The 19,750-nt window shown below is 68.2% G+C and carries 21 protein-coding genes and 1 pseudogene; 12 read left to right on the forward strand and 10 right to left on the reverse strand.

Translation table 11 applies throughout. The annotated features are described in order from the left end of the window. Position 1: 1 nt before the first annotated feature. Positions 2–994 (reverse strand): bile acid:sodium symporter family protein, encoded by a 993-nt coding sequence (locus QM806_RS19280; protein WP_007301452.1) that lies wholly within the window; start codon positions 992–994, stop codon positions 2–4. Continuing rightward, the gene (locus QM806_RS19285) at positions 991–2,274 is read right to left on the reverse strand and encodes an MFS transporter (RefSeq protein WP_283292483.1); all 1,284 of its coding nucleotides are present in this window, start codon (positions 2,272–2,274) and stop codon (positions 991–993) included. The genes QM806_RS19280 and QM806_RS19285 overlap by 4 nt, the downstream gene beginning before the upstream one ends. Before the next feature lie 68 nt (positions 2,275–2,342). On the opposite strand from QM806_RS19285, the gene QM806_RS19290 reads away from it, so the two are divergent. After that, positions 2,343–3,020 carry a FadR/GntR family transcriptional regulator gene (locus tag QM806_RS19290; RefSeq protein ID WP_005574062.1) on the forward strand — a complete coding sequence of 226 codons (678 nt, stop codon included), beginning with the start codon at positions 2,343–2,345 and terminating at the stop codon, positions 3,018–3,020. 32 nt (positions 3,021–3,052) lie between these two features. On the opposite strand, the gene QM806_RS19295 is transcribed toward QM806_RS19290, so the two are convergent. Further along, positions 3,053–4,024: a DUF1648 domain-containing protein gene (locus QM806_RS19295; RefSeq protein ID WP_283292485.1), complete on the reverse strand. Its 972-nt coding sequence runs from the start codon at positions 4,022–4,024 to the stop codon at positions 3,053–3,055. A gap of 22 nt (positions 4,025–4,046) precedes the next feature. Then, positions 4,047–4,448 (reverse strand): SdpI family protein, encoded by a 402-nt coding sequence (locus tag QM806_RS19300; protein WP_005249154.1) that lies wholly within the window; start codon positions 4,446–4,448, stop codon positions 4,047–4,049. Positions 4,449–4,563: 115 nt separating this feature from the next. On the opposite strand from QM806_RS19300, the gene leuS reads away from it, so the two are divergent. From leuS to QM806_RS19335, 7 genes and pseudogenes are all read left to right on the forward strand, one after another. Beyond that, positions 4,564–7,428, forward strand: coding sequence for a leucine--tRNA ligase (gene leuS, locus QM806_RS19305; RefSeq protein WP_005572261.1), 2,865 nt, complete (start codon positions 4,564–4,566; stop codon positions 7,426–7,428). A 65-nt stretch (positions 7,429–7,493) separates the two neighbouring features. Then, a complete protein-coding gene (locus QM806_RS19310) occupies positions 7,494–7,943 on the forward strand; it encodes a DUF5990 family protein (protein ID WP_065492797.1) in 450 nt (149 codons plus the stop codon). A gap of 124 nt (positions 7,944–8,067) precedes the next feature. Further along, positions 8,068–8,586, forward strand: a complete 519-nt coding sequence (locus QM806_RS19315; RefSeq protein WP_166680656.1) for a DUF5994 family protein — start codon at positions 8,068–8,070, stop codon at positions 8,584–8,586. Then, entirely contained in the window at positions 8,583–9,044 is a 462-nt protein-coding gene (locus tag QM806_RS19320; RefSeq protein ID WP_054248815.1) for a DUF5994 family protein, read from the forward strand. The genes QM806_RS19315 and QM806_RS19320 overlap by 4 nt, the downstream gene beginning before the upstream one ends. A gap of 186 nt (positions 9,045–9,230) precedes the next feature. After that, positions 9,231–10,103, forward strand: a pseudogene (locus QM806_RS19325) (MFS transporter); the annotation flags it as partial. Positions 10,104–10,263: 160 nt separating this feature from the next. Beyond that, positions 10,264–10,638: a nuclear transport factor 2 family protein gene (locus QM806_RS19330; protein ID WP_005572254.1), complete on the forward strand. Its 375-nt coding sequence runs from the start codon at positions 10,264–10,266 to the stop codon at positions 10,636–10,638. Between the two features lie 69 nt (positions 10,639–10,707). Beyond that, positions 10,708–11,799 (forward strand): DUF6777 domain-containing protein, encoded by a 1,092-nt coding sequence (locus QM806_RS19335; protein WP_005262399.1) that lies wholly within the window; start codon positions 10,708–10,710, stop codon positions 11,797–11,799. 22 nt (positions 11,800–11,821) lie between these two features. On the opposite strand, the gene QM806_RS19340 is transcribed toward QM806_RS19335, so the two are convergent. Continuing rightward, positions 11,822–12,631, reverse strand: coding sequence for a CPBP family intramembrane glutamic endopeptidase (locus QM806_RS19340; protein WP_005262397.1), 810 nt, complete (start codon positions 12,629–12,631; stop codon positions 11,822–11,824). 186 nt (positions 12,632–12,817) lie between these two features. Between QM806_RS19340 and QM806_RS19345 the strand changes: the two genes are divergently transcribed. Together QM806_RS19345 and QM806_RS19350 are read left to right on the forward strand one after the other, a co-directional pair. Beyond that, a complete protein-coding gene (locus tag QM806_RS19345) occupies positions 12,818–13,963 on the forward strand; it encodes a TIGR03364 family FAD-dependent oxidoreductase (protein ID WP_054247960.1) in 1,146 nt (381 codons plus the stop codon). Positions 13,964–14,012: 49 nt separating this feature from the next. Continuing rightward, complete coding sequence (locus tag QM806_RS19350; RefSeq protein WP_120660061.1) at positions 14,013–14,714, forward strand: phosphonatase-like hydrolase; 702 nt, start codon at positions 14,013–14,015, stop codon at positions 14,712–14,714. 13 nt (positions 14,715–14,727) lie between these two features. Here QM806_RS19350 and QM806_RS19355 read toward each other — a convergent pair whose 3' ends face one another. Continuing rightward, positions 14,728–15,483, reverse strand: coding sequence for a GntR family transcriptional regulator (locus QM806_RS19355; RefSeq protein WP_120660062.1), 756 nt, complete (start codon positions 15,481–15,483; stop codon positions 14,728–14,730). A 122-nt stretch (positions 15,484–15,605) separates the two neighbouring features. Here QM806_RS19355 and QM806_RS19360 point away from each other — a divergent pair, with 122 nt between their 5' ends. After that, on the forward strand, positions 15,606–16,631 hold the full coding sequence (locus QM806_RS19360; protein WP_005561674.1) for an alpha/beta fold hydrolase: 1,026 nt from the start codon (positions 15,606–15,608) through the stop codon (positions 16,629–16,631). Here the strand turns inward: QM806_RS19360 and QM806_RS19365 are convergent. Genes QM806_RS19365 through QM806_RS19375 form a run of 3 tightly spaced genes read right to left on the reverse strand, consistent with a single transcriptional unit; the run spans position 16,549 to position 18,580 of the window. Next, on the reverse strand, positions 16,549–16,878 hold the full coding sequence (locus tag QM806_RS19365) for an SCO6045 C-terminal-like domain-containing protein (protein ID WP_240482960.1): 330 nt from the start codon (positions 16,876–16,878) through the stop codon (positions 16,549–16,551). The two genes, QM806_RS19360 and QM806_RS19365, sit on opposite strands and share 83 nt — an antisense overlap. After that, a complete protein-coding gene (locus QM806_RS19370; protein WP_283292493.1) occupies positions 16,875–17,720 on the reverse strand; it encodes an MbnB/TglH/ChrH family RiPP precursor modification enzyme in 846 nt (281 codons plus the stop codon). The genes QM806_RS19365 and QM806_RS19370 overlap by 4 nt, the downstream gene beginning before the upstream one ends. Further along, complete coding sequence (locus QM806_RS19375) at positions 17,717–18,580, reverse strand: TIGR04222 domain-containing membrane protein (protein WP_283292495.1); 864 nt, start codon at positions 18,578–18,580, stop codon at positions 17,717–17,719. Before QM806_RS19375 ends, QM806_RS19370 begins: the two co-directional genes overlap by 4 nt. A gap of 161 nt (positions 18,581–18,741) precedes the next feature. Here QM806_RS19375 and QM806_RS19380 point away from each other — a divergent pair, with 161 nt between their 5' ends. Next, complete coding sequence (locus QM806_RS19380) at positions 18,742–19,392, forward strand: maleylpyruvate isomerase family mycothiol-dependent enzyme (RefSeq protein WP_120660065.1); 651 nt, start codon at positions 18,742–18,744, stop codon at positions 19,390–19,392. A 3-nt stretch (positions 19,393–19,395) separates the two neighbouring features. Here QM806_RS19380 and QM806_RS19385 read toward each other — a convergent pair whose 3' ends face one another. Further along, positions 19,396–19,737, reverse strand: coding sequence for a hypothetical protein (locus QM806_RS19385; RefSeq protein WP_005249180.1), 342 nt, complete (start codon positions 19,735–19,737; stop codon positions 19,396–19,398). Positions 19,738–19,750 lie beyond the last annotated feature (13 nt).

The raw sequence follows: 19,750 nt of genomic DNA on the forward strand, positions 1-19,750 counted from the left end.
CTCATGCCACAGTACTGGCCGACTCCTCGCGGCTGCGCTTCGAATACTGCTGCGCGAGCGCGGCGCAGACGATCAGCTGGATCTGGTGGAAGATCATCAGCGGCAGCACGATCAGCCCCACCGGCTGTCCCACGAACAGGACCGAGGCCATCGGCAGACCCGTCGCGAGACTCTTCTTCGATCCGCAGAAGACGATGACGATCCGGTCGGGAACGGAGAATCCCAGCTTCCGGCCGGCCAGGGCCGTGACGGCGAGCACGACCGCGAGGACGACGCAGCACACCAGCACGACACCGATCACCTGCCAGACCGTCACGGTGTGCCAGATTCCCTCGTTCATGCTCGCGCTGAACGCCGAGAAGACCACGAGGAAGATCGAGCCGCGATCCACGATCCGGGTGGGCTCGGAGTGCTTCTGCAACCAGTCGATGACGAGCGGCCGGATCAGCTGGCCGACGAAGAACGGCAGGAGAAGCTGCAGCACGATGTCGAGGATCGACGAGAAATCGACGTGGGCGTCGCCGGTGGTGTTCATCAGCAGGATCACCAGCGCCGGTGTCACGAACACACCGATGAGATTGGAGAACGACGCGCTCACGATCGCCCCGGCCACGTTGCCCTTGGCGATGGACGTGAACGCGATCGACGACTGGACCGTCGACGGAACCAGGCACAGGTACAGGATGCCGGTGTACAGGTCCTCGCTGAGCACCCCCGGCACGAGGATGCGCAGCGCGAGCCCGATCAGCGGGAAGAGCACGAACGTCGCGGCGAACACGACCGAATGCAGCCGCCAGTGTTTCAGCCCCTTCAGCGCCTCCTGCGGCGACAGCCGCGCGCCGTACAGCAGGAACAGGATGCCGATCGCGATCCGGGTGGCCCAGTCGAGCACCGTCTGACCGGTCCCCGACACCGGGAACACGCTCCCCAGGATCGCCACGGCGACGATGCCGAGGACGAACCCGTCGAGGTGGAACCGGCTGAGAAATTTCACTGCGTCGAGGGTAGAGCGGCGTCGTCACGACCCTTCGTGCGGACGCTCAGCACCGCGAGGACGCCGCACAGGGCGGCGCCGATGATCGCGAGTTCGATGATGGCCACGTGCATGCCCTGGACGGTGATGGTGATGCCCGCGCAGATGGACGGCACGGCGAGACCGACGTAACCGACGGTGAAGAACGCGGCGAGCGTCCCGCCCTGGGCGTCGGGGGCGTGCTCCGCGGCGGCGGCACCCACGGCCCGCATCGCTCCGGCGAACGAGAGACCGTGTCCCACACCGACGATGACGGTCACGACGCACAGCAGGGCGAGGGACGGCACGAAGTCGACGACGAGCAACCCGATCATGCCTGCGCCGACGGCGCCGATGCCCAGGGTTCGGCAGAGTACGGTTCCGAGCCGATTGGCCACGAGTTGCGCTGTCACCGAGCAGATCATGACCAGTGCGGCGGCACCGCCGGCGACCACGAGGTTGCTCACGCCGAGCAGGCCGATGATCCACGTCGGGACCACCGACTGGAACAGGCCGACGGCGCCCCACGCCAGCGCGACGCCGAGGGAGGACAGCCAGAACACCTGACGGATGGGTGCGGGGACGTGCGGGACCTGGAACACCTGGGTGGGTCGTGACTGCCCGCCGGTGGGTGCGGGGAGCAGCAGCACCATGATCAGCGCGGGCAGGAGTGCCAGCGCGAACAGCACGTACGGCAGGACCAGGGCGTGCGGCAGGTACTGCGCGACGGCCCCGCCGAACAGCGGGCCCAGCGACGCACCGAGCGCGGTGGTGAGGGTGGCGGCGAGACCCGCCCGGCGCAGGTTCCGGGCCGGTTCGTGCTCGATGAGGGCGGCGGACCCGGCGGCCGAGCACGCGCCGACGGCGATGCCCTGGGCGATTCGGCCGAAGAACAGCCAGAGGGTCGAGTCGGCGAACGCGAGGACCACGGCGCCCAGCGCGCTGAAGGAGATGGCGGCCAGTAACACGAAGCGGCGTCCCAGTGCGTCGGACAGCGGGCCGAAGAACAGCAGCGAGGGAAGCAGTCCGGCGACGTAGACGGCGAAGATCAGCGTCTGGACCAGCGGGGTGAATCCGAACTCGTGGCGATAGAGCGAGTACAGCGCCGTGGGGATGTTGGCGCCGAGGAGCAGCACGACGAGGAGGTAGTTCAGGCCGTGGAAGTGGCGGCTGGTGGTGCGGGCCGTGACGGTCGGGACGGTGTCGGCGTGAGCGGTTGACGTGGACGTGTGGGGTCGCCTCCTCGGGCTGTCCGAATACATGGGACGTCCTACGTAGTTTAGGCGGGCCGGTCGTCAGTCGCGAGCCGGCGAGGTGTGAGGATGAGTACATGGCAGTGGTTCGGCGCGAGTCCGCGTATCAGCAGTCCCTGGACTGGATGCGTGGCCGGATCGCCCAGGGCGACTGGACGGTGGGCGAGCGGATCCCGACGGAACCCGAGCTGATGACGCTGCTCGGGGTCGGGCGCAACACCGTGCGCGAGGCCATCAAGACCCTCACGTCGACGGGCATCCTCGAGATCCGGCGCGGGTCCGGGACGTTCGTGCGGGCCCGCACCGACATCGGCGGGCTGCTCGGGCGGCAGGTCGCGGTCGCCGAGATGCTGAACGTCTTCGAAGTCCGGCGGGCGCTCGAGACCGAGGCCGTCCGCCTGGCATGCGGTCGCCGCACGGACGACGATCTGCGGTCCCTGTCTGCGCTACTCGACGAGCGGCAGCGAACGACGGATCAGCCGTCCCGGTTCGCGGACGCCGACCTCGCGTTCCACCTCGGGGTCGTGGAGGCCGCGCACAATCCGGTGCTGTCCGACCTGTTCGCCGGCATCCTCGAACCCACCCGCGCCACGTACGACTTCACCGAGGGCGTCCACCCCCCGTCGCTGACCACCGACGACCACCGTGCCGTCGTCGACGCGATCGCCGCCCGCGACGAGGACGCCGCGGTCCGGGCTGCCCTCGGCTACCTCGACCGCGTGCTCGACGCGGTGCACCAGGCCTCCCGCCCGTGAGTGGTTGACGAGTCCCTGCACTCCCGGGCCACTCACGGGCGGCGGAGCCGCCTGTCGGCGAACGTGTTGAGCGCCCCGGCCATGTCCTCGGCCCGTGCGCTGGTGACGGTCAGCCGGTCGCCGCATGCGGTCGTGACGATCACGGCGGGACCGGTCCTCGTCACGACGCCGTAGTTCCGTCGGCCCTTCACCTTGAGTCCCCAGCCGCCGAAGTCGTCGAACGGCTTGATCACGTCGACGCGGGCGCCCTCGATCTCGTCGACGCCGTACTGCAGGGCGGTCATGCCCATGTTCACCACCCGGATACCGGACGGATCGACGATCACCCGGAAGCGAAGCAAGCTCACGATCAGCAGCCCGACCGGCACGAACACCGCGAGGGGCCACCACCCGTCGACGAGCAGGCAGACGGCGACAGCGGGCGCGACACCCAGCAGCAGGAGCAACACCAGCGAGCCGACGGTGCCGAAACCGACCGTGTCCGCGACCGTCGCCGGGTCGTCGGCGCGCGGCAACCGGGGGTCGGGTGGACTCGTGGCGGACACCCGGGACCGGTAGTCGCGCAGCAGGGCGGCGCCGAGCAGGCCGACGACCGCGCCGATCACGACGCCGAGGCCGAGCGACCACAACGGAAGTTCGGTATTCGAGACGTCTGTGACGTCGAGTTGGACGTAGAGCAGCACCACCTGCACCGTCAGGATCAGACCGACCACGGACAATCCGACGACGAGCATCGTGCGACGCATCATCAGCATCGCCTGGGCCAGGGCGGCGATCGCGGCGCATCCGCCACCGAACAGCACCGTCACCAGGGCAAACGTCCAGGCGCTGGACATCGGGGTGGCGAAGCCGTCGGGCGAGGTGGTGGTCCAGTGGGTGGCGATCTCCGCCGGGAGCCGCGGTTCCCAGACCTTCGTGAGGATCACCCCGCACAGGGCGGCGACCACCGGCAGCAGGAGACCGAACACTGCGCCTGCGGGGTCGACGACGCGCGAGGACTTCACCGGACGGGCCGTCGCCAGCCGGTCAGGACGGCTGGCAGGCGCCCTTCAGCGAGCACGCGCCGCAGGAACTGCCGCACCCGCCGGTGTCGGCAGCGGGCACCGCCGCGGCGGCACGGGCACCGAGCGATCCGCCCGTCGCCGCGGTGAGAGCGGCAGCCACGACGCTGACGAGGACGGCGCCGATTCCGAAGACTCCGCCGATCAGGATTCCGGCGATTCCGCCGATGACGAGGAGCCCGGCAGCGGCAAGCAGGGTGGGCCCTGCGACCTTGTTGGCCAGCGCGAACGTCTGATCGTCGCGCATCGTCTCGGGGGTGCGGACACCCGCCCACCGGTTGCGCGGGAGGCGCTCGGCGAGGCCTGCAACGGCGACACCGGAGACAGCGACGGCGAGCACGAACAGCACGACGGAGGCAATCAACACGTGACCAGGATACGGCGGACCCGGACGCGCAGGTGAGCCCGGGTGGGGTGAGGCTCTACCCTGGTTGACGGTATCCCCCTAATTCAGAATGTCAGCCAAGTAGATAGCGACCACAGTGACCGAGCACGTGCAGCCCGCCAACCCGTCCGACGCGACCCCGCAGCACCGCTACACCGCGGAACTCGCCGGCCAGATCGAGCAGCGCTGGCAGGACCGGTGGAGCGAGGAGGGCACGTTCAACGCGCCCAACCCGGTCGGTCCCCTCGCCGGCGACGTTCCCGCGGACAAGTTGTTCGTGCAGGACATGTTCCCGTACCCGTCGGGGACGGGTCTGCACGTGGGCCACCCGCTCGGCTACATCGCCACCGACGTGTTCGCCCGCTATCACCGCATGCAGGGCCACAACGTGCTGCACACCCTCGGCTACGACGCGTTCGGTCTGCCTGCCGAGCAGTACGCGGTGCAGACGGGCACGCACCCGCGGACCACCACCGAGGCCAACATCGGCAACATGAAGCGGCAGCTGCGCCGCCTCGGGCTCGGCCACGACGAACGCCGCACGTTCGCGACCACCGACACCGACTTCTACCACTGGACGCAGTGGATCTTCCTGCAGATCCACGACGCGTGGTTCGACAAGGAGGCGGGCAAGGCCCGGCGCATCTCGGAGCTCGAGGCCGAGTTCGTGTCGGGTGCGCGGTCGCTGGAGGACGGACGGGACTGGGCGTCGCTGTCCGTGTCCGAGAAGGAGGCGGTCCTCGACTCCTACCGCCTCGTCTACCACTCCGATTCGATGGTCAACTGGTGTCCCGGTCTGGGCACGGTGCTGGCGAACGAAGAGGTCACCGCGGACGGTCGCAGCGACCGCGGCAACTTTCCCGTGTTCCGTAAGCACCTGCAGCAGTGGATGATGCGCATCACCGCGTACTCGGACCGTCTGGTGGACGACCTGGAGTACCTGGACTGGCCCGAGAAGGTCAAGACCATGCAGCGCAACTGGATCGGGCGCTCGCACGGTGCGCAGGTGAAGTTCGCCGTGGCGGTCGAGCGGAGCGAGGGTGAATCCACGGTCCACGACGTCGAGGTGTTCACGACGCGTCCGGACACGCTGTTCGGCGCGACGTACGTGACGCTGGCGCCGGAGCACGAACTGGTGGACGACATCGTTGCGGCCGAGTGGCCCGAGGGTGTCGATTCGCGCTGGACCGGTGGTGCCGCGACTCCCGCTGAAGCGGTTGCGGCGTACCGGAAGTCGATCGCGTCGAAGTCGGATCTCGAGCGTCAGGAGTACAAGGAGAAGACGGGTGTCTTCCTCGGCACCTACGCCGTGAACCCGGTGAACGGGCACAACCTGCCGGTGTTCATCGCCGACTACGTCCTCACCGGCTACGGCACGGGCGCCATCATGGCCGTCCCGGGTCACGACCACCGCGACTACGAGTTCGCGACCGAGTTCGGCCTCGACATCGTCGAGGTGATCTCCGGCGGCGACCTCACCAAGGACGCGTACACCGGCGACGGCACCATCGTGAACTCCGATTTCCTGAACGGGATGAGCGTCGCCGACGCCAAGAAGGCGATCACCGACCGCCTGGAAGCGGACGGCACCGGCAAGGGCACCATCCAGTACAAGCTGCGCGACTGGCTGTTCGCGCGTCAGCGGTACTGGGGCGAGCCGTTCCCGATCGTGTACGACGCCGAGGGCAACGCGCACGCCCTGCCGGAATCGTCTCTGCCGGTGGAGCTCCCGGAGGTCGAGGACTACGCACCCGTGTCGTTCGATCCCGACGACGCGTCCTCGGAGCCCTCTCCCCCGCTGGCGAAGGCCGTCGACTGGGTCGACGTCGAACTCGACCTCGGTGACGGACTGCAGACGTACCGCCGCGACACCAACGTGATGCCGCAGTGGGCGGGCAGCTCGTGGTACCAGCTGCGGTACATCGACCCCACCAACCCGGACGTGTTCTGCGACAAGGAGAACGAACGGTACTGGACGGGTCCGCGGCCGGAGATCCACGGACCGAACGATCCCGGCGGCGTCGACCTGTACGTCGGCGGTGTCGAGCACGCGGTGCTGCACCTGCTGTACTCGCGGTTCTGGCACAAGGTGCTGTTCGACCTCGGCTATGTCAGCTCGAGCGAGCCGTACCGCCGGCTGTACAACCAGGGCTACATCCAGGCGTACGCGTACACCGACGCGCGTGGCGTGTACGTGCCCGCCGACGAGGTGGAGGAGAAGGACGGCAAGTTCTTCCACCAGGGCGTCGAGGTCAACCGCGAGTACGGGAAGATGGGCAAGAGCCTCAAGAATTCCGTGTCGCCGGACGAGATCTGCGAGGAGTACGGCGCCGACACGCTCCGCGTGTACGAGATGTCGATGGGCCCGCTGGACACGTCCCGTCCGTGGGCGACCAAGGACGTCGTCGGTGCGCAGCGCTTCCTGCAGCGCGCCTGGCGTGTGGTGGTCGACGAGGAGTCCGGTGCACTGCGCGTCACCGACGACGCCCCGACGGAGGACACGCTGCGCGCGCTGAACAAGGCGATCGCCGGTGTCGGCGAGGACTACACGGCCCTGCGGGACAACACGGCGGCGGCCAAGCTGATCGAGTACACCAACCACCTCACCAAGGCGTACCCCGGCGGTGCCCCCCGCTCGGTGGTGGAGCCGCTGGTGCTGATGCTGGCACCGCTGGCCCCGCACCTCGCGGAGGAACTGTGGTCGCGGCTCGGGCACGAGAAGTCCCTGGCCCACGGACCGTTCCCGGTGGCCGAGGAGAAGTGGCTGGTGGAAGACACCGTCGAGTACCCGATCCAGGTCAACGGCAAGGTCCGCAGCCGCGTGACCGTCGCCGCCGACGCCCCGCGCGAGGAGATCGAGAAGATCGCGCTGGCCGACGACAAGATCGTGGCGCTCCTCGACGGCCAGGATCCCCGCAAGGTGATCGTCGTCCCCGGCAAGATGGTCAACATAGTGCGCTGACGCGCCCGTGAGTACTTGTTAACCACGGGCGGTTGATAAGTACTCACGGGTGGTTTGATACATGGGTGCAACTCGTGATCGAGGCAACCGACCTTCCCGGATCGTCGTGCCCGCCGGGGGCCAATTTCCCCGGCTACGACAACATCCACGTGGCGGTGCAACGCCGCGGTGCCCACGCCGGCCTGCTCGGTCTGCATCCGGGAGACGCGACCACCGCGCGCTGGGTTCTCGACTGCACGGCGACCCCGACGCCGACGGGTCTCGACATCACCGGACCGTACGTGCAGGGCCGTCCGGGCGCGCGGTTCGTCTACCTGTCGTGGGGGGCGGTCGATGCCGACGGCGGATTCGACATGTTCCGCCGGGCGAAGTTGATGTGGGACGCGGTGGATCCGGCGACTGCGGAGGCCGCGTCGGCTGCCGGTCGCATCACGGCGCGGCTCGGGCTCACCGACGCCCGCGGAAATCCGCTGTGCGCTGCGGTGTGTCCGCCGTCGATCGAGTGGTCGGTGTAGCCGATCGCCGTATCCCCTGCGCGTAGGGTGAGGGTATCGGCGGCACTTCGCATGCGAACGCCCAAGATCGCGTCGCCGCCGACAGAGATATCGGCTGCCTCGCGGCCGAGGCGGGAGCGTCGTCATGACGCTACAACAGGATCGCAACTTTCCGGGTCGTCTTCACGGTGCCCATACTCGTGGCGGCCCGGCGCAGTCGCCGCGCCTGCGGTTGAAGCCCGAAGCGCCCGGTGCGGGCACTGTGGACGGCGCCTGGTGGCCCCGATCGCGCGACCTCACCGTGGAGATTCCGGATCTGGTTGCGCTGGTGGCAATTCGAGTGGGTGTCGTCGTTCGGGTCGTGTACGACATCAAGGCCTGGCTTCCTGCTCCGCGCCGCATGATGGTTGCGGGTCGATCGGTGCATCTCGACGGCTACGAGTACCAGCCGATCAACACCCTGTACGTGAGCGGTGTGAAGCGGACGAGGCTGACGCTTCTGGTGGTGCCCCCCGAGGCCGATGCCCGCTATGCCGATTCGACGATGCACAGGGCGGCCAACCCCAACAGTGCCCTGACCGCCGACGAGCTGCTGATGTCGGGCATCAGGGGCATCAGGGATGGCTTCGACCGCACCTCGAGCGCGAAGGGACGTGAACGATGACGCACGACGAAAACATCACGCATTCCGGTCGTGGGCTGGGACTCTCTCGGCCGACGGCCGACGGTGGGCAGCCTTTCGACGCACCCACCCGGACCCCGAGACTGCTCCTGCGCGCTCGTGGCGAGGTCTCGGAGGGTGTCGTCGACGGGGCGTGGTGGCCCCGGACCACCAACCTGACCACCGAATTGCACGACCTGATCAGCGCACTGACGGATCGAGTGGGAACGACCGAACGCGTCGCCTTCGACTGGAACTCGTTGAGCATCTCGCAACGCGGCATCGACCGGCAGGACGGAATCGAGGTGTCCGGCCCGGATCCGGACCAGCCGCCCGACATCATGTACGTCTTCGGTACCGACGGACGTCGGCTCGACATCCTGATCGTCGGACCCAACACGGACGCCGACAATGCTTTCGAGGCGATGCAGAGGGCGGTCGGTCTCGCTCCGGACCGATAGACGCTATCGGCTCTCGGACCCGTGCAGGGCCGGCGGCCGTTCGAGGTGACGGGGACGCTTCTCCCGCATCCACGGCAGCGCTGCGGACGCGATCAGGACGACGGCCATTCCCGCCCACTGCGGCGGGGACAGTTGCTCGCCCAGCAGAATCTGCGCGGCCAGTCGTCGGCATCGCCGGCGGCAAAGGCGTCCAGTGCGGTTCTGGGTCTGATCGTGATCCTGGTGCGCCGCGGAATCCCGGAGTCGCCGCGCTGGCTCCTGAAGAACGGCCGCGTGGCCGACGCCGAGGCCGTGGTCGAGAAGATTTACGAGGAGAAACTCGACCTGAGCAAGGTCACGGTCGAGGACACGGCGGACAAGCCGAAGGCCGACATCCGGATCTACTTCCGGGGCCAGTACCTTGCCCGGCTGATCATGTGCAGCGCTTTGTATCTGGCGGTCGTCACCCCGCTCGACGCACTGCTGACCTTTCTGCCCACGATCCTGTCGGGCTTCTCGATCTCCGGCGACGGTTCCGCGGGGCTCATCGTCGAAACCGTCATCATCGGGCTCATCGTCGCCGGATCCATTCCCGCGCTGTTCCTGGTCGAGAAGTGGGGCCGGCGTCCGATCGCCGTGGTCCCGCTGGCACTGATGGTGATTCCGCTGGCAGGACTGTGGTTGTGGGCGGACGGGCCCCTCTGGTTCATCGTCGCCGCCTTCTGCGCGTACGCGTTCATCTCCGGCGGTCCGAGCATCCTGGTGTGGATCTACCCCAACGAACTCTTCCCCACCGAGTTCAGGGCGACTGCGGTGGGAATCGCCACCGCGGTGAGCCGGTTCGGTGCCGCGACGGGCACGTACCTGCTGCCGCTGAGTATCTCGGCGCTGGGAACCGGCACCACGATGCTCTTCGGTGCAGTGCTGACGGCGGTCGCATTCGTGATCTGCTTCTTCATGTCTCCGGAGACGAAGGGGAAGTCACTGGAAGAAGTGTCCTCCGTAACCACTGCTCCGGCCATGGGGGCGAGCGCTCCACGGCTGGAGAAGTTGGAGGAGGCCTCCGCCCCGCGAACCTGACGAATCGTTCCCGTCCGCCCCTGCCGACTCCGCGACGTCGGCAGGGGCGGACCCCTGTGCGGACATGTCCCGCTGCCTGGGAGAAGGGTCTCCCCACCGCGCCGGTGCTGCGTTACTCTCACCACTAGAACACGTTCTATCCGACTGAGGAGTTCGCATCATGGCACCGTCCGCAGAAGACATCCGCAAGACCGTCGAGAGGTACATCGAGGCGGTGGCGACCGGGACCGCCGACGACGTCGTCTCGCTGTACGCCGAGGGCGCCACCGTGGAGGATCCGGTGGGTACCGAGCCCCGGACCACGGTGGAATCGCTGCGGGAGTTCTACGGGGTGATCGAACCGCTGAAGCAGACCGGCGAGCTCCTGACGCTGAAGATCGCCGGCAACTCGGCCGCGTTCCACTTCTCCCTCGTCACCGACCTTGGTGAGCAGAAGCTCGAGATCGCGCCGATCGACGTGATGACGTTCGACGACGACGGCAAGATCACGTCCATGCGCGCCTTCTGGTCGCAGGAGGACATGATCACGAGCTGACCGACTGCCGGGGCCCGGCAACCACACCGCAATTCGGCCCGGCTGATCAGCGTCTGTGCTTACCATGGCGTGGTGGCCACCGACGTCGCCGGGCAGGCCGCACGGCGTGCCCGACGCAGAGCAGTCGTTCGAGCCGGTACGCGCCCCGGGCGCGCACCGCGTAGCTGGCTGGCGGTCGCCGGGGCCCTGACCGTCACGGTGCTCGTGGCGTGTTCCTCGGGTTCCGGGTCCAACCCCGATCCGGTCGACCTGGACCGGGCCACCGACAACGGGCAGCTTCCGTGGACGGAAGTGCTGCTTCCGCCGCAGACGCCGACGACGGTTCCGTTCGGTCCGCCGGGCACCGACCTGCCGAGCGAGCCCCGCCCTGCCGGGATCCGGGTGATCGGCGACCGTGCCGGCCTTTACGGCGGAAGTCCCGACAGGGTGCTCTGCGATCGGCAGCGTCTCGTCGACGACCTCGAGCAGGATCCGGCGAGGCTGCAGGCCTGGTCGAGTGTGTTCCAGGTCGACGACGTGCGGAACTACGTCCGGACCCTGACTCCAGTGCTGCTCCGTGCGGACACCCGTGTCACCAATCACGGCTTCGACGACGGGCATGCGAGCGCGTTCCAGTCCGTCCTCGAGGCGGGAACCATCGTGCTGATCGACGACCACGGCGTTCCCCGCGTCCGATGTGTGCGCGGAAGCCCACTGCTGTCCCCGGTGGTGAACGAGAACGCGGACGTGCAGGGTGATCCGTGGCCGGGTTTCCAGCAGGACAGGTTGTACGTCGTGCAGCCCTCCAACCTGGCGATGACCGAAGTGACCGTGGTGGATCTGATGACCGGTGGACTGTCGTCGGTGCCGATCGGTTCCGGCCCGCAGCAGCCGGCGGAGCGCCCGAATCCGGTGGCACCCGTGGAAGCCCAGGCGCCGGTGGCGGATTCGCCGCCTGCGGTGGTGCAGCAAGCCGCTCCCCGTCCCGCGCCGGCTCCCTCCCCGGAACCTGCGCCTCCGCCCGCTCCGGCTCCGCCCCCGCCCCCGCCACCTCCCCCGCCGCCCGCACCCGAACCGCCGGTGAATTACCCGCCTCCCCCCGCGCCGGCGCCCGCACCGCCGCAGCAGATTCAGGTGCAGATACCGGGTCTGCCACCCATCGTCATCCCCATTCCCAACTGAGGGTCGGTCGCGGAGTACTCGGCTACAGGGTGACGAGGGCGGTGTTGATCACGATCGCCTGGGTGAAGAGCGTCCAGTCGTTGATGATGTGCGCGCCCGTCGAGACCCACAGATTCTTGGTGCGGATGTAGGCGAGTGTGAGGATCAGTCGGGCCCCGCCGATCACGATGAAGGCCTGAGCGAAGTTCCAGTCGTAGGTTGGTAGATGGGCGGCGCCGAACCACACCGCACTGAGCAGCCAGGCCAGGACGATCGCGGTCTTACGGGACAGCTTCGCCTTGGCGAACAGGAAGTACATCAACGCGAGGAACGGGACGATGGTGAAGACTTCTTCGCCAACCAACTGGATCCCGGTTCCGACGTAGAACGCGGCGGTGTCGAGTGCACCACCCTCGCCCGCACCGTCGACGGCCTTGTTGGACGCTACCCCGAACAGGGCCCGCACGATCAACGCCAGCACCGACGTGACAACGAGGTTGAGCACGGCGAAGCCGATCATCGTGAGGACGTCCCGGCCGTGCACCTTCCGGAACAACGCTGTCCAGTGCTCGCGCGTCACCATCGCCAGCACGACGAGCGGGATACCGACGAACAGGATGCGCGGAATGAGCGCAACGAAGTTGTCGGTCTGCGGGAGGAGGATCAAGGCCGCGAAGCCGACTGCGACCGAGGCCCATGCCAGGGCCCACTGCCGCACCGACAGCGCGGTCGGCGTCCCGTTGTAGAAGGGGAAGTCGGCGTCGTCACGGCGCTCGATCAGGGGACCGAAGCGGTCGTTCGACGACGCCGCTTCGTGGACGGGAACGGCACTCGGGCCGGAACCACTACTCACGATCAGCCCCTCTGCAGGTGGGTGGACTCAGGTGGCAATTTTCGCAGCAACCCCCGACCGCGACCACCCGACGCGCCCGCCGGGTCGCACAACGGACGGTTAACGGAAAGCGACTTATATATACCTGCGGCAAATTTCTTGTACTTGTATTGACATGTTGTCCTGGGTGGGTCCACAGTGAGTCGCATGACAACTCAACGACGCTACGACGTGGTGGTCGTCGGTGCCGGAATCGTCGGCCTCGCGCACGCGTATCACGCGCGCAACCGAGGCCTGTCCGTGGCGGTGATCGACCACGCCGACCGCGTTGCGGGGGCGTCCGTCCAGAACTTCGGCCACGCCTGCATCACCGCCCAGTCGGGCGTCGCCCGCGACTACGCCCAAGCGGGCCGGGAGCACTGGCTCGACCTGGCACGCAAGGCCGGGTTCTGGTCCGCCGAATCCGGAACGTACTGTGTGGCAAGACATGACGACGAGCTGGCAGTCATGACCGAGTTCGCGGCCGTACGCGGACCGGCCGAAGTGGAACTGCTGTCCCGAGACCGGATCCTCGGCGCGTTACCCATCGTCGGCGACCGCGTCGTCGGGGGCATGTACATGGCCGACGACCTCCAGGTGAACCCGCGGGAAGCGGCCCCCGCCATTGCGCAGTGGCTCGAAGTGTCGGGCGTCGACTTCTTCTGGCGGACCGCCGCAACCGGATTCGAGACCGGCGTCGTTCATACCTCGCGGGGCGATCTGCACGCGGCGACGGTGTTCGTCACCGTCAACTACGACATCGACCGCCTGTTCCCGGGGCCGGCCGAGCGCGGGGGGCTCCTGCGGTGCCGGCTCCACATGATGCGCGCGAGGATTCCGTTGTCCGCGCCGTTGCCCGCACCGCTGTTCACGGGCTGGTCGCTCGTGCGGTACAGCGGTTTCGAGAATCTTCCCGCGACCGCGGCGCTCGCGGCACGGCTCCGCGACGAGTACCCCGACTACGTCGACCTCGGCCTCCACCAGATGTACACACCACAGCCCGATGGATCGATCCTGCTGGGCGACACGCACATCCGCGAGATCTCGGCCGAGCCGTTCCAGTCGGAGAAGGGGTTCGAGGTGCTGATCCGTGAAGCCGCCGCCCTCTTCGGCGTCTCGGACGTCACCGTCACCGAACGCTGGCAGGGCGTGTACAGCTCGGCCCCCGATTCGGAATTCCTGATCGAGGAGCCGATCGACGGCGTGCACATCGTCACCGTGACCACCGGGATCGGCATGACCACCGGCATGGGCCTGGCGAAGGACCGCATCGACCACGTCTTCGGCCACGAAACCGCGTCCGCCTTGGCGTAACAGCAGTATCCCGCACGCACATTCACCGAACACCGAGAGGGACACGACAATGGGAACACATCACCGCGACATCAGCCTCGTCGTCTTCGACATGGCAGGCACCACCGTGGAGGACAGCGGGCTGGTCCAGCAGTCCTTCCTCGCCGCGGACGCGCATGCCGGACTGTCGAAGACGGAGGAGGACCGCCTGCGGATGCTCGACTACGTCTCCGACACCATGGGCCAGTCCAAGATCGTCGTCTTCCGCCATCTCAGCGGCGGAAACGAGGAGCAGGCGCAGGCCGCGAACAAGGAATTCGAACGCTGCTACTCGCAACTCGTCGACGACGGCCGGTGCAGCGCCGTCCCCGGCGCCGAGGAACTCTTCGGTTCGCTGCGTGAGCAGGGCATCAAGACGGCGCTCACCACCGGGTTCGCGCGCGAAACGCAGATGTCGATCATCCGCGCGCTCGGCTGGCAGGACGTCGCCGACGCCGTGTTGTGCCCCGGAGACGGCGTCCGCGGCCGCCCCTTCCCGGACCTGGCGCTGACCGCGTTGATGCGCACCGGCGCCCCGTCCGTGCAGTCCATGGTGGTGCTCGGCGACACCACGTCCGACGTCACCACCGGCCTCCGCGCCGGAGCACTCGCCTCCGTGGGCGTGCTCACCGGCGCCCACGACGCCACCCAGCTGGCCGGGGCCGGGGCCACCCACGTGCTCGACAGTGTCGCGGACCTGCCCGGTCTGCTCGCCGAACTGCGCAACGCCTGATGCCGGCGGCCGGCTAACTTCCGTTGCCGTCGTCCGACGGAAGGCGGGGGTCGATGGTGCGGGCGTTCACGATGCTGAAGGCGACGAGGTCGGGACGGTACCGATCGTCCGCGTACTCGAACGTGTCGCCGTTCTGATCCCGCGACGTCCGACGTTCCCGAAGCAACGGGCTGCCGGGGTCGATCCCGAGATTCTCGGCGTCGACCCCGGTCGCGGCGACGGCGTCGAGCACGTGCTCCATCGATTCGAAGCGGACGCCGCGCGAGGTGAGGTAGTCGGTGATCGATCCGGTGTCGATGTCGAACTCGAACAGCAGGGAGCCGACGCGCTCGGTGAACGTGCTCCGCTCGATCATCGTCGGTTCGCCGTCCAGCAGCCGGACGCGGAGCACCTCGACGACGAAGTCGTCCGTGGTCAATCCCAATGCGCCGGCGGCAGGTTCGGACACGCGGCGACGTGAGATCTCGAGCGTGTGGCTCCCCGCGGCGCGGCCGGTGCGACGCGCCCATTGGGAGAACGGTGTGAACGTGTCCAGGGTCTGCGTGATGTCGTGGCTTCGCACCACGGCCGGCTTCCCCTGGGACAGCAGGATCAGCCCCTCGTTCTTCAATGTCGCCAGCGCTTGGCGCACGGGACCGCGGGACACCTCGAACTCCGCGCACAGCATGCTCTCGCTGGGCAGCGACTCACCCACCGCGTACTGCCGCTGCATGATGCGCTGCCGGAGCTGGAGTGCGACGAACTCATGGCGGGAGCGTGCCTCCACCATTGCGCATCACTCCACTTCCCCGGTCGGTCGACGATCGCCACTGCGAGTCAGGTGCATTCTAATGGCGCCGTCGCTACGCTACATTGCGAGAACACGTTCCAGCCGGTGGAGGGATGCGGAGAATGGCGTCGTCGACGGAGCGGATCGTCACGGTCGACGGATTCCGTTGGCAGATTACCGAACTGGGTGACGGCCCACCCGTCGTCCTGTGCCACGGATTCCCGGGCCTCGGCTACAGTTACCGACATCAGATGCGGGCCCTCGCGGCGTCCGGGTACCGCGCGATAGCCCCGGACATGCCCGGCTACGGCGGCACCGACGTGCCCCGCGACATCGACGACTACACGAACGAGCGGGTGTCGGACGCGCTGATCGGTCTGCTCGACAGTCTCGGTCACGAGCGTGCCGTGTTCGTCGGCCACGACTTCGGCGCGCCGGTCGCCTGGACCGTCGCACTGCGTCACCGCGCACGCGTGTCCGGGCTAGTACTACTGGCTGTCCCCTACGCACCCGACCGGTTCCCGCTGCGACCGTCGGAAATCTATGCGTCGATGGCGCGCAAGCACTTCCTGCACATCCACTACTTCCAGGAACCGGGTGTCGCCGACCGCGAACTCGACGCCGATCCCCGCGGATTCCTGCACCAGCTGTTCTACGCGTTGTCGGGCGCCTACCGCTATCTGGACATCTGGCAGCACCCCTCGGACGGCAACGGCTACCTGGACGTGTTACCCGAAGCCCCACCCCTGCCGTGGTCGTGGCTGACGGAGGACGAGTTCGACCATTATGTGGAGGTCTTCACCCGGACGGGATTCACCGGCGGACTGAACTGGTACCGGGCGTACGATGCCAATTGGGAACGCTCCAGGAATCTCGCCGGAGCCGACATCGAGGTGCCGACGCTGTTCGTGGCCGGTGCGCACGATCCCGTCCTCACGATGAGTGGTGCGCAGGCCCTCGACCGGATGCGCGACACCGTCCCCGACTTGCGCGGACTCCATCTCGTCGAGGGCGCCGGGCACTTCGTCCAGCAGGAAAGACCGGAAGAGGTGAACGAGTTGCTGCTCACGTTCGTCGCGGGCCGAACAGGCGACGACGACGGCGACTCGGCTCGGGCAGGTGACCGATCGACTCGAGGTGCGCGGTGAACGCCTCCGCGTCCGCGTGAGTGCTCCCCTTCGGCCTGCCCTCGGCCCAGTCGGCGAACAGCGCGAAGAATCGGTCGCCGAGGGCTGCGCGGACGTGGGGAAGGTGAGCGCCCACTTCCCCGGACCGCTTGCGGAGCAGGGCCTTCGATGCGGTGTCGATCGCGTCGCGGTCGAATCCCTCCGGCAGCTCTCCCCCTGCGACGAGAGCCCGGACCAATGCCGCCTGCCGCCCCGCCAGCCCGGTCACGGCGGACTCCACACAACGACGCCGGTGACCCGGCCGAACCCGGCCGCATCCGCGATCGCATCCAACTCGGCGAACAACTCCCGGGCGGGCGGGTAGTTCCCGTCGCGCTCGAGCATCATCGCGGGAGCGCCCCCGGATGCCCACTGCCGGACCAGATCCAGCATCTCGCCGGGCACCGGGTCGGTGTGGGTGTCGTGATACGTGCCGCCTCGTTCGGATCCCCCGGCGACGTGGCAGTACGCCACGCGTTCGAGGGGAAGCCGCCGGAGTTCCTCACCGGCGTGGCGGCCGCGGTTGCGGGCGTTCGCGTAAACGTTGGCGATGTCCAGCAGCAGGTAGACGCCGGTGCGTTCGACGAGTTCGGCCAGGAACTCACCCTCGGAGTATTCGTCGTCCGGCCAGTCGAACAGGGCCGCGATGTTCTCCACGGCCAGCGGCACCGGCAGGCACTCCTGCGTGCGCCGGACGTTGCGCACCAGCACGTTCAGGGCTTCCGCCGAGCGCGGCACCGGCAGCAGGTGCCCGGCGTCGAGACCGCCCGCCCGCACGAACGCGACGTGCTCGCTGACGAGCGGCGCACCGAGCGCGTCGGCGCACCGAGCGAGATGGTCGATCCGGTGCTGCTCGACGCCGTCCGCGCCACCCAGCGACAGCGAGATGCCGTGCGGGACGACGGGAACCCCCAGCGACCGCAGTTCGTCCGGAACGCCGACTCCACGCCGCCGGACGGGCAGCGATTCGGCGATCACCTCGCAGAACCGCAGCCCGTCGAGCCGGTCGATGATCCCGCAGATCTCCGGCCGCCAGCCGATGCCGACGCCGGGCCCGATCAGGGCGGTCATCCCCCGCACCCCCCACCGCCGCCGCAGCCTCCGCCGCCGCCGCAAGAGCTGTCGCCGCCGCTGCTGCCACCGTCACTGCTGCCGCTGTCGGAGATACCGGCCGCGCTCGCGAAACCGGGGGAGAACAGGCCGACGGTTCCCATCCCGAACAGTGCAGTCGATAGCGCGATCGGCGTCGGTCCATACGCGGTGAGCGACGGGCGCATCCGCGGCGCCAGGTACGAATGTGTGCGGCGCAGGCGCTGCAGTTCCGCAGTGCCCTGGGGCGTCCTGCGGCCGGTCCGGCGAACGAGCTCCCGCGAGGCCGAGAGCAGAACCACCGCGACCAGCAGGAAGCCGATCGGCTTTCCGCCGGAGAACCCGGCGACGAGGCGTGCGACGCCGATGGCCACGACGACGAGGATCGGGAGGGTCGCGCGGCGATTCCAGGCCTTCTGTTCGGGTCCGGTGAGCAGCCCCTGCGCGATCAGGGTGGCCCGCAGCTGGTCGAGCGGGGCCTGCAACCGGCCCGGGAGCCGAACGTTGACGAGGGCGCTGCGGCCGGAGGCGAGTTCGTCGTAGACGGCCCGCGTGAACGATCCGAGGCCGTTGTCCGCGACTCCCCACCCCCGCAGGATCGTCCCGTCGGTGGAGATGAGGTCAGCTCCGCGCAGCAGGGTCAGGGAGGCAGCGATGGCCCGATCGTCGCTGGTCAGCATCCCGGCCTGCACCGGATCGAGACGAATACCGGCGGTCGGGGCGGGCGCGGTGCCGTGGGACCGGAGGAACACCGCCAGCCCGACCGCGAGCACAGCGGCGGTGACGTAGATCACCAGAAAGGTCTCGCTCGGTATCCCCCATGTAGCGGATTCGTTGTACATTGCACACCACCTTTCAACCACGTTGTCCGACAGTCGATCTCAGTATCGGTACGAATGGCCCCTCTGCACCCGCCGGGTACCGATCGTCACCGTTCCGTTATCGGGATCCTGGGGATACGTCGTGGGGTGGGCTGTGGGTGGCATCGCCTAGCATCGTCTGCATGACATCGCCGCGTGCCGCACTGTCGTATGCCGAACTGCTCGAGGCGGTTGCCGAATCGCACAGGACGGTGGAGGCGACGCTGGAGGGGTTGACCGACGAGCAGGCGCGGGAGCCGTCGCTGCTGCCGGAGTGGAGCCGGGGGCACGTCGTCACGCACCTCGCAAGGAACGCGGACGCGCTCAACCGGTTCGCCGTCGGGGTGATCACCGGCGAGGCCGCACCCGAGATGTACCCGGGAGGTCCGGCCGCGCGGGCCGCGGCGATCGAGGAGGGGGCCGGACGTCCGGCCGAACTGCTGGTGGCCGATTTCCGCTTCGCGGGACGGCGGGTGATCGAGTCGCTACGCCGGATCACCGAGGATCTGTACGAGACGCCGGTGAACTGGCGTCAGCGGGTGCCTGCGCGACAGGTGCCGGTGCTGCGGTGGCGCGAGCTCGAGATCCACCACGTCGACCTGGGGCTCGACTACTCGGCTGCCGACTGGCCGGGGGCCTTCGTGGAGCACACGCTGGAATCGGAGCTGCCCGCGCTGGCGGCCCGGTATCCGGACGTCGGGGTGCCGGAACTTCCGCGCACCGAACTGCTGGCGTGGGTTATCGGACGCCCCACGCGGGAGGGGCTGCCGCCCGTGCCCGCGTGGCCGTTCTGATCGTCAGGCGTACTCGACGTTCTCGAACGTGTCGGCGTCGTCGAGCGCGTCCCAGATGATCGCGTAGCGCTTGTGGGTCATCTCGTCGGCATCGACGAGCAGAGCGTCGAACAAGGTCTTCGGGTTGTCCTGCCACGTCTGAACCAGGCTTGCGACCGCCTGGGGCGTGAACAGACCCGACCGCGCTGCCGCCTCGATCCACTCGTCGAAGTCGCCGGCGTAAATCCGCTCGACTGCTTCGCGATCGACCTCGCCGTCACCGAGATCGAGAGTGAACATCGTCGCGAAGACGTCGCCGTCGACGGCGACGACGGTGTCGCTGTGCATACGCTGGTCGGTGTTCATCGTGGGGATACCT

The organism is Rhodococcus sp. IEGM 1351, from assembly GCF_030056875.1.
Taxonomy (GTDB): Bacteria; Actinomycetota; Actinomycetes; order Mycobacteriales; family Mycobacteriaceae; genus Rhodococcus_F; species Rhodococcus_F opacus.